2 protein-coding genes are annotated in these 2,548 nt (G+C 66.8%); both read right to left on the bottom strand.

The genetic code is table 11. The features are described from left to right. Positions 1-2,198: XrtA/PEP-CTERM system TPR-repeat protein PrsT (prsT, locus tag ACIQ67_RS20970; RefSeq protein ID WP_397536312.1), on the bottom strand; the 2,198-nt coding region annotated here is incomplete at its 3' end. A gap of 11 nt (positions 2,199-2,209) precedes the next feature. After that, positions 2,210-2,548, bottom strand: a 339-nt coding sequence (locus ACIQ67_RS20965) for a tetratricopeptide repeat protein (RefSeq protein ID WP_397536311.1), incomplete at its 5' end; no start/stop codon positions are given.

Genomic DNA, 2,548 nt, shown 5'->3' with positions numbered 1-2,548 from the left:
GTGTGGAGCTTGGCCGTAGCTTCAGAGGACTGCCCCAGCTTCAGCACGCCGCGGTAGGCGTTGGCCGCTGCGTCCCAGTTCTTGCGGTTGGCCTCGACATCACCTTCGAGCGTCAAGCCGACCGGGTCTTGCGGAAACCGCTTCTGCAAGTCGCGTGCGACCTTCACGGCCTCATCGGGTTTGCCATCCATCATCGCCAGCCGGGCTTGCGCGCGCGGCACCGCCGGGTTGCCAGGGGAGAGCTCGGCGGCGCGTCGCAGCGCGCGCGCTGCCGATTCGTTGTCCTTGGCGGCCATGTGCACCTCGGCCAGGCGCATCTCGGGCATGGGGTTGCGCGGCTGCAGGCCGGCAAGCTTCTTGAAGGTCGTCAGCGCACGCTGCGTGTCGCCGGCAGCGAGCTCGGCGCGGCCCAACGCATCCATCACCTCGGTGCTGTTCGGCAATGACGCGGTGGCGTCTTGTGCCGCCAACAGGGCCGCTTTGCCGTCGCCCTGGCCGATCAGGTTGTTGACCAGTGCGATGTGCGGCCGCGCCTCGCCGGCGTTGGCCTTGACGGCAGCGCGCAGCGCCTCGGTGACCTTGGCTGCCGGTGCACCGACGCGCGCCTCAAGCTCGGCCATGGCCATGTGCGCCTGCCAGCTCTTGGGCTGGGCCTGGATGAAGGCGGCAAAACGCTCGCGGGCCTTTTCGGGCTTGTTGGCGGCCAGGTCCAGCGCCGCCAGGCTGGCCACAGGCGGGAAGTAGCCCGGTTCCTTGGCGATGGCCGCCTCGAAGCTCTTCGCCGCGCCCGGCAAGTCGTTCTTCAAGGTCAGCACCCGGCCGCGCAACTGGTGCGGCAGCGCCTGGTCGGGCAGCTTCTTCTCCAGGCCGTCGATGGCCTTCAGCGCCCCGGCGACATCGTTCTGGCGCAGGCGGGCGCTGATCAGCGCCAGGTCGGCGCGCGGGCCGTTGTCGCCCGCCGCCACGGCTTCCAGTTCGGTGATGGCGCTGCTGTTGTTGCCACGGGCCATCTGGGCCATGGCGGCAGAGGTGCGCACGCGGGCGTCGTTGGGGGCGGCCTTCAGCGCGGCCTGGAAGGCTTGCTCGGAAGCCTTGGCATCGCCGATCTGCAGGTAGGCTTCACCCGCCAGAGAAAGCGCCGTGCCATCGGCCAGGTTGGCGTCCAGCACGGGCTTGAGCGTTTCGATGGTCTTCTGCGGCTCGCCTGTGCGCCAGTAGGTCTGTGCGAGCAGCAGCCGTGAGAGCCTCTGCTGTGGCGCCAACTTGAGCGCCTTGCTGAGCATGGCCTCGGCAGGCAGGTAGTTGCGCAGGCGGAACTCGGCTGCACCCGCCAGCTCCAGCACCCGCACATTGTTCGGGAAGCTCTTGAGCACCTGCTCAGTGAGTTCCCGCGTCTTCTTGTAGTCCTTGTCGTTGAAGGCGAACTGGGCGTCGAAGTAAACCGTCTCAGGATGGTTGGGCGCGGTCTTCTTCAGCTCAGCGAATTCGGTGCGCGCAGCATCCAACTTCTGCTGCATCAGCAGGATGTTGATGATGCCGGCACGCGCCGCCACCGACTTCGCTTCTGCGGCCAGCACCTTGCGGAAGGCGGCCATCGCACCTTCGGGATCGTTCTTGCCGTACAGCAGCATCTCGGCCTTCATCAGGCCTGCCCGCTCGTTGCCGGGTTCTCGCTGCAGACCTTCCTCCAGCAGGGCCAGTGCGGGGTCCAGCTGGTTCTCCGCGGCCAACAGGCTCTTGGCTTTGATCAGATCGCCCTGCGTCGCAAAGGCGGTGGCCACCGAGGTCTTGAGGTCGGCGTTTGCGAGGGGGTCCGAAAGCTCGGTCTTCGAGAACTGCGCCAGCAAGCGTGGCAGTTCGCCCGACTGCAGCAGCGCACGTGCGAGCGCCGGCACCACCTTGATGTCGGGCGCTTGCAGTTCCTGCGCCTTGGTCAGCTCGACGGCAGCGCCGGCGGCGTCGCCGGTGGCCAGCAAGGTCAGCCCCAGCAGCAAGCGCGCTTCTTGAGACTGCGGGTTGGCCTGCAGCGCGTTCTTCAGCTGGATGGTGGCCGCAGCGTAATCCTTCTTCTCGAAGGCTGCGGTCGCCGATGCCACCGAAGCTGTATCGGAGGGGCCGCCGCAGGCGGCCAGCAAAAGGGCTGCACCCAGCGCGACGGGCAACAGGCGGGCAGTACTCAAACGGCGAACGGTGTGCATGCGCATCAACCTCAAAGAGTGCTCAACAGCCGCTTGACTTCGGCATGCTGCGGAAACGTGGTGCCCAGCTTTTCGAGCGCCTGCAGTTCGGACTTGGCCAGGGCCTTGTCACCGGACTGCATGGCAATGCGGGCCAGGTTCAGCTTGAGACCGCGGCTGTTCGGCGCCAGTTCGATGGCCTTCTTCTGGGTGGCCAGGGCCGCCTCGAACTGCTTGTCAGCAGCGAGAGCCAGACCGAGCGTGTCAACGATGGCCGCATTGGTGGGCTGCAGTTCCACGGCCCGTTTGGCGTACTCCACCGCGCCCGGCTTGCCACGCTGCACAAGAACCCACGCGAGGTTGTTCAGGCC

Origin of the sequence: Roseateles sp. (assembly GCF_044373315.1) — a bacterium.
Lineage (GTDB): Bacteria > Pseudomonadota > Gammaproteobacteria > Burkholderiales > Burkholderiaceae_C > JACDQM01.
The sequence above is the reverse complement of the archived record's forward strand: the minus strand, read 5'-3'. Positions and strand labels throughout refer to the sequence as shown.